General features: G+C 67.8%; 6 protein-coding genes and 1 pseudogene. 4 read left to right on the plus strand and 3 right to left on the minus strand.

Annotated elements, in window-relative coordinates; all coding sequences use genetic code 11:
- The first annotated feature begins 2 nt into the window (after nt 1-2).
- The gene (locus A5663_RS17520; protein ID WP_068151849.1) at nt 3-959 is read left to right on the plus strand and encodes a haloalkane dehalogenase; all 957 of its coding nucleotides are present in this window, start codon (nt 3-5) and stop codon (nt 957-959) included.
- On the opposite strand, the gene A5663_RS17525 is transcribed toward A5663_RS17520, so the two are convergent.
- A complete protein-coding gene (locus tag A5663_RS17525) occupies nt 956-2,140 on the minus strand; it encodes an acyl-CoA dehydrogenase family protein (protein WP_068151810.1) in 1,185 nt (394 codons plus the stop codon). The two genes, A5663_RS17520 and A5663_RS17525, sit on opposite strands and share 4 nt — an antisense overlap.
- Before the next feature lie 58 nt (nt 2,141-2,198).
- Here A5663_RS17525 and A5663_RS17530 point away from each other — a divergent pair, with 58 nt between their 5' ends.
- Entirely contained in the window at nt 2,199-2,798 is a 600-nt protein-coding gene (locus A5663_RS17530; protein ID WP_068151817.1) for a DJ-1/PfpI family protein, read from the plus strand.
- 13 nt (nt 2,799-2,811) lie between these two features.
- On the opposite strand, the gene ripD is transcribed toward A5663_RS17530, so the two are convergent.
- Nucleotides 2,812-3,354 carry an NlpC/P60 family peptidoglycan-binding protein RipD gene (ripD, locus tag A5663_RS17535; RefSeq protein ID WP_068151823.1) on the minus strand — a complete coding sequence of 181 codons (543 nt, stop codon included), beginning with the start codon at nt 3,352-3,354 and terminating at the stop codon, nt 2,812-2,814.
- A gap of 132 nt (nt 3,355-3,486) precedes the next feature.
- On the opposite strand from ripD, the gene lhgO reads away from it, so the two are divergent.
- Both lhgO and aceA read left to right on the plus strand, forming a co-directional pair.
- On the plus strand, nt 3,487-4,695 hold the full coding sequence (gene lhgO / locus A5663_RS17540) for an L-2-hydroxyglutarate oxidase (protein WP_068151850.1): 1,209 nt from the start codon (nt 3,487-3,489) through the stop codon (nt 4,693-4,695).
- 70 nt (nt 4,696-4,765) lie between these two features.
- Complete coding sequence (gene aceA, locus A5663_RS17545) at nt 4,766-7,066, plus strand: isocitrate lyase ICL2 (RefSeq protein WP_068151832.1); 2,301 nt, start codon at nt 4,766-4,768, stop codon at nt 7,064-7,066.
- 4 nt (nt 7,067-7,070) lie between these two features.
- Here the strand turns inward: aceA and A5663_RS17550 are convergent.
- A pseudogene (locus tag A5663_RS17550) lies at nt 7,071-7,254 on the minus strand (aldehyde dehydrogenase); the annotation flags it as partial.

Here is a 7,254-nt window from a genome sequence, read left to right on the forward strand (position 1 = left end):
TGATGACCGTCCTGCGCACCCCTGACGAGCGCTTCGCGTTCCTGCCGGACTTTCCGTTCGAGCCGAACTACCTCGATGTTCACACCGCCGGAATCGACCCGTTGCGAATGCATTACGTCGATGCCGGGCCGCCCGATGTGCCGGTCGTCCTGCTGCTGCATGGACAGCCCACGTGGTCGTATCTCTATCGGCACGTCATCGGCGTGCTGCTCGAGGCGGGGCTGCGGGTGATCGCACCGGACCACATCGGCTACGGCCGGTCGGACAAACTCACCGACCCGACGGACTACACATTCGACCGGCACATCGACTGGCTGCACAGCGCGGTGACCCGGCTTGGGCTGTCCGATGTCACGCTGGTGGTTCAGGATTGGGGCGGCCCGATCGGGCTCAGCATGCTGGCACGCGACCCCGACCGGTTCGCCCGCGTCGTCGCGACCAACACAATCCTGCACACCTGCGACCCCGACCTCGCCGGGAAGCTGGATTGGCCACACCACGCGGTCGGCGACGGGCAGGTCATCCACCAGGAGACCCTGCTCGACTACGTGGCGTTCTACCAGCGCGCACCCGAACTGGTGCCCAGTTTCTTCCTCGACGCGGTGGCCGGGCCGCTGAGTCCGGAGGTTCTTGCCGCCTACGACGCGCCGTTCCCCGACCGCAGGTTCACCGCGGGGCTGCGCCAGATGATCGCGTTGATTCCGTTGACTCGCAACGATCGCGGCGCCGCGATCGGCCGCGCCACCATGGCCGCGCTGCGTGACTGGCGGCGGCCGTTCCTGACCGCTTACTCCGACGGCGATCCGGCGACACGCGGCTGGGACAAAGTCTTGGCGGACCATGTCCCCGGCGCCCGAGGGCAGCCGCACACGACGGTGAGCGGCGCGGGCCACTTCATCCAGGAACAGCGTGGCGACGAACTCGGCCGCATCATCGCTGATTTCGTCGCCCGCACCTAGAGCCCGAACTGATCGTCGATGATGCCCAGCCAGATCTGGGCCGCGTCGATGGCAACCTTCTCGCTGATGAACGCGTGCTGGGATCCCGTGTAGATGTCGCGGAACGCGCGCTCCAGCCGGCTGCCCTCACGGATGGAGCTGGTGCCGGCGACGAGGTGGGCCCATTCCGCGCACTGGCGCGCCACGTCGGTGGCGTAAACCGCCGCCACCCGCATGTCCGCGCGCAAGCCCGGCCCGAGGTCCTCCCCCGCCGCGACGGCGGCTTCGGCGGCCGTGAACGCGTCGATCACCAGCAACCGCGCCGCCCGCCACGCGGCGACATGGTGGGCGAGCCCCTTCTGAAACGTGGGCCGACTGGCCAGCGACGCCATGTCACTCATCCGGAACTTCGTCGCGGCGAGCTCCTGGACGTCGTCGAGCATGCTCTTGGCCACCCCGAGCGCCCACGACGCGTGACCGGCAGCGGTGACCGGCATCAGCCCCATGCGGGTCGCGGGCGACGATCCGCGCAGTGGCTCACGGGTGAACAGCGCGAAGGTCCGCTCGGCGGGCACGAAGACGTCCTCGACGCTGTAGTCGTAGGAACCGGTTCCCTTCAGCCCCTGCACATTCCAGCCGTCGTTGAAGCTCACCTGTTCGCGCGGGAGGACGGCCACCTGCATGTCGGGCACGCCCTCGCTGACCCACCGCATCTCGTCGCCGTCCATCGGGAGAAACCCCGCGGCCACGTACTGCGAATGCCCGATACCGGATCCGAAACTCCACGATCCGGTCAGCCGGTAGCCGCCGCCCTCAACGCGACCCTGCCCGTTCGGGAAGAATTGGCCGCCCATGGTCACGCGATTGCCGTGCGCGGTGAAGACCTCGGCGAAACCCGCATCCGGCAGGTAAGCGGCCGCCGCGAAGGACGACGGCAGGTTGGCGATGCCGACCCAGCCGAAAGACCCGTCCTGCCAAGCCATCTCGATCCAGGTCTCGATCATTTCGGTGAACGACGGCTCCATCCCGCCTGCCGGTTCCGGGTTGAACGCCGACATCAGACCGCTGTCCCACATCGCCTCGACGATCGCGGGGCTCAGCGTGCGCAACCGCTCGGACTCGGCGGCTTCACCCTGCACCTTCTCGCGCATGGCGCGCACCCGTTCAGCGATGCCTTCGGCAGGCTTCAATGTCGATGTCATCCGTCTTCTTTATCAGCGATCTCCGCCGCGCGCATCGACGGTGGAGCATTCTCTAGGAATGCGCATCGAGATCATCGTCTTCGAGGGTTTCGATCCACTCGACGTCGTGGCGCCGTGGGAGGTGTTCGTCCGCGCGGCGACGCTCGATCCGTCCCTCGACGTGGCGTTGGTGCGTACCGGCGGTGGGAACCCGGTGACGGGTGCGTACGGCATGCCGATTCATGTCGCCGAAGAACTGGGCTCGCCGGACGCGGTGTTCGTGCCGGGCGGCGGATGGGTCGCGGCGGCCGACACCGGAGTGCCGCACGAAATCCGCGCCGGCGAGCTGCCCCGCGCCATCGCCAGGCTGTCCGAGACCGCGCGATGGGTGGCCTCGGTGTGCACGGGAGCGCTGTTGCTCGGAGAGGCGGGTCTGCTGCAGGGGCGCAACGCCACCACCAATCCCGCCGCCCTGGGCGAGCTCTCGAAGTACGGCGCGACGGTCAGACAGAACCGGGTTGTCGACGACGGCGCGGTGGTGACGGCCGGAGCGGTGACCGCGGGTCTGGACCTTGCGCTGTGGTTGGTGCAACGGGAGCTGGGCGGCGATACGGCGCGCATGGTCGCGCGCGCTATCGCCTACCCGATGCCCTCCGACGTCTGGCGCTGCGCGGATTGATGCGGCGGTCAGCTCACTTGATGATGCGGACCAGATAGGGCGCCATGTTCGTGGTCCGCACCGGCGACACCGTGACGGCCGGTTCGGTTGCTTCGAGCATCTGCCCGTTGCCCAGGAACAGCGCCACGCTCTGATTTCCGTTGGGGCCGTAGAAGATCAGGTCACCTGGCAGCGCCGCGGACGGCAACACCTTCTGGCCGACGGCGTACTGGGCACCCGACGACCGCGGCAGCTTCACCCCGACGCCGGCGAAGGCATAGACCATGAGCCCTGAGGCGTCGAAGCCGACGGTGCTGACGGCCGGGTTCAGGCCGACGATGCGTCCGTCCCGGCTGAGCCCGGCGACGTTTTCGGCCGTGCCACTGCCCATGGTGGGGCCGTTGACGTCGCCGCCGCCGTACGAGAACGGGACTCCGCGTTGCGAAAGCCCGCGCGCGATGACAGCGTCGATCGCCTGCTGGTTTCCAGCGGGCCGCGGAAGCGGTGCGGCGGTGGCAACCCCGGGAACCGTCGCCAGCATGGCGAGGCCGATGACCAAGGCGTAGATGCGTCTCATGGGTAGTTCAACTTTCTCGATGCGCGCATACCAATGGCGCTTTACTCACTTGTACCGTCGGACCCGCCGCAGATGCCAATTCGCGCCTGGCTCAGGGTTAATGAGATGCAGTACCGTAACCGATCAGTGATGATGACAGAACGTGTCGGCGTGATCGGCGGCGGCATTCTCGGCGTCGCGGTGGCGCGTGAGGTTCTTCGGCGGCATCCCGACTCCGATGTGACGTTGTTCGAGAAGGAGAGTCGCCTCGCGTCCCACCAGACCGGACGCAACAGCGGCGTCGTGCACGCCGGGCTGTACTACCCGCCCGGTTCGCAGAAGGCGGTGCTCTGCCGTCGCGGGGTGAGACTGCTCGAAGCGTTCTGCGCCGAGCGCGGTATCCGGCGCATCGTCTGCGGCAAGGTCCTGGTGGCGCTCACCGAAGAGGAGCGCGCACGGCTTGCCGGCATCGAACAGCGCGCGCTGGCCAACGGTGTCCCGGGCGTGCGGATCATCGGGCCGGCGGAACTGAGCGAGCTCGAGCCCAACGTGCGAGGCATCGCCGCTCTGCATTCACCGTCGACGTCGATCGTCGACTACGCGGAGGTGACCAGGGCGCTGGCCGCCGACGCAGCGGGCTTCGGGGCGAAAATCCTTCTCGGACATGAGGTGACCGCTCTGCAGCCGCACCCTGCGGAGGTGGTCGTCGGTGTCCGTACCGCCGCCGGTGACACGCAGGCGAGGTTCGACCGGGTCGTCGTCTGCGGCGGCCTGCACAGTGACCGGCTGGCCGAGATGGCCGGTGACGGTTCGGATCCGGTGATCATGCCGTTCCGCGGCGAGTACTACGCGTTGAAACCAAACCGCCGCGATCTCGTCAACGGGTTGGTGTATCCCGTGCCCGACCCGCGCTACCCGTTCCTCGGTGTGCACCTCACCCCGCGGGTGGACGGCGAGGTGCTGATCGGGCCCAACGCCGTTCTCGCGCTGGCCCGAGAGGGATATTCGTGGCGCACGGTGTCGACGCGCGACGTGGCCGCGGTCGCGGGTGCCCCGGCCTTCTGGCGGTTCGCGCGGCGACACTGGCGAACCGGGGTCCGCGAGGTGTACGGCTCCCTGTCCAAGCGACGGTTCATCCGGGCCGCCAGGGCCTACGTGCCCGCGTTGGGCGACGACGACGTCGTGCCCGGCACAGCAGGGGTGCGGGCCCAGGCCCTCGACTCCGACGGCGGACTGGTCGACGACTTCCGGATCAGCGTTCGCGGCCGCGCCGTCCTCGTGCGTAACGCGCCCTCCCCTGCGGCCACGTCGGCGCTGGCGATCGCCGAGCACGTCGTCGGAACCTTCGAAGCCGCCACGTAGACCGCCCCCACGACCGCCCCCACGCCGATAACGCCCTCGCCACAGAAAGCCGAGTCGTACTGTGGCTCATATGGCCATCATCGAAACGGACGCCGCGCCTCAGACCCCGTTCGAGCAGGAGGTCGCTGCCACGCAGCGGTACTTCGACAGCCCGAGATTCGACGGGATCATCCGCCTCTACTCGGCGCGCCAGGTCGCCGAGCAGCGCGGCACCATCCCCTCCGACTACATCGTCGCGCGCGAGGCCGCCACGGCGTTCTACGAGCGGCTTCGCGAACTGTTCGCGAAGAAGAAGAGCATCACCACGTTCGGCCCCTACTCGCCCGGGCAGGCCGTCACGATGAAGCGGATGGGCATCGAGGGCATCTACCTCGGTGGCTGGGCGACCTCGGCCAAAGGGTCGACCACCGAGGACCCCGGACCCGACCTGGCGAGCTACCCGCTCAGCCAGGTGCCCGAGGAGGCGGCGGGACTGGTCCGTGCGCTGCTCACCGCGGACCGCAATCAGCAGTACCTACGGCTGCAGATGTCGGACAAGCAGCGCGCCGCGACGCCGGCTGTCGACTTCCGTCCGTTCATCATCGCCGACGCTGACACCGGCCATGGCGGAGATCCGCACGTGCGCAACCTGATTCGCCGATTTGTGGAGGCCGGTGTGCCCGGTTACCACATCGAGGATCAGCGCCCGGGCACCAAGAAGTGCGGCCATCAGGGCGGCAAGGTGCTGGTGCCGTCCGACGAGCAGATCAAGCGGCTCAACACCGCCCGGTTCCAACTCGACATCATGCGGGTGCCCGGGATCATCGTGGCCCGCACCGACGCCGAGGCGGCCAACCTGATCGACAGCCGCGCCGACGAACGCGACCAACCGTTCGTGCTGGGCGTGACGAATCTGAAGGTCCCCTCGTATAAGTCCTGCTATCTGGCGATGATGCGCCGCTTCTACGAGGCCGGCGTCACCGAACTCAACGGCCACATGCTCTACGCACTGCCCGAAGGCGAGTACGCGACCGCCAACGCGTGGCTCGACCAGCACGGCCTCGGCGACGCGGTCGCCGAGGCGGCTTCGGCGTACCAGGACCGTCCGGACGGCGACATCGACGAGATCTTCGACGGTGTGGAATCGAAGGTCGTCGACGCGTGGCAGGTCGACGCGGGATTGATGACGTACGGCGAGGCGGTCGCCGAGCTGCTCGAGTTCCGGGAGAGCGAAGGCGAGCAACTCGACATGAGTGTGGCCGACTGGCGCAAGTTCGCTCAGCTCGCCCCGCTGTACACCGCGCGCGAGAAGGCCAGGGAGCTCGGGGCTGCGGTCGGCTGGGACTGCGAACTGGCCAAGACGCCGGAAGGCTACTACCAGGTGCGCGGCGGCATCCCGTACGCGATCGCCAAGTCGCTTGCCGCGGCCCCGTTCGCCGACATCCTGTGGATGGAGACCAAGACCGCCGATCTGGCCGACGCGCGCGAGTTCGCCGAGGCGGTGCATGCCGTGTTCCCCGACCAGATGCTGGCCTACAACCTGTCCCCCTCGTTCAACTGGGACACCACCGGCATGACCGACGACGAGATGCGGGCTTTCCCCGAGGAGCTCGGCAAGATGGGCTTCGTCTTCAACTTCATCACCTACGGAGGGCATCAGGTGGACGGCGTCGCGTCCGAGGAGTTCGCCACCGCGTTGCGCCAGGACGGCATGCTCGCGCTGGCGCGCCTGCAGCGCAAGATGCGTCTCGTCGAATCCCCTTACCGCACACCGCAAACACTCGTCGGCGGCCCGCGCAGCGACGCTGCCCTGGCCGCGTCGTCCGGTCGTCTCGCCACCACCAAGGCGATGGGCAAGGGCTCGACGCAGCATCAGCACCTCGTGCAGACCGAGGTGCCGAAGAAGCTGCTCGAGGAATGGCTGGCGTTGTGGAGTGAGCACTACCAGCTCGGCGAGAAGCTGCGGGTGCAGCTACGCCCCACGCGTCCGGGCTCCGACGTGCTCGAACTCGGCATCTACGGCGAGCGCGGCGACGGTGCTGACGAGAAGCTCGCCAACGTCATCGTGGACCCGATCAAAGACCGGCACGGCCGCAGCATCCTGACCGTGCGGGATCAGAACACGTTCGCCGAGAAGCTGCGTCAGAAGCGGCTGATGGACATCATCCACCTGTGGCTGATCCACCGGTTCAAAGCCGAGATCGTCTACTACGTGACACCGACCGAGGACAACATCTACCAAACCGAGAAGATGAAGTCGCACGGCATCTTCCGCGACGTCTACCAGGAGGTCGGCGAGATCATCGTGGCCGACGTCAACCAGCCGCGGATCGAGGAGCTGCTGGCTTCCGACCAGGAGGCGCTGGGCCGGTTGATCCGCAAGGAGGACTAGGCGGTCACTCGCCCGGCGGTGACCAGTGCACGACCTTCACCGCGGTCATCTCGTCGAGCAGCTCAGGGCCGAAACCGAATCCGTTGCCGCTCGCGCGGCGCGGTTGCGAGGCACCGCCGGGCGCACCGCCGAACACGTTGTTGATCTTGACGGTGCCGACGGGAAGGACGCGCCACGCCTCCTGCGCG

Source organism: Mycobacterium sp. E740 (genome assembly GCF_001672895.1).
In the GTDB taxonomy this organism is placed as follows: Bacteria; Actinomycetota; Actinomycetes; order Mycobacteriales; family Mycobacteriaceae; genus Mycobacterium.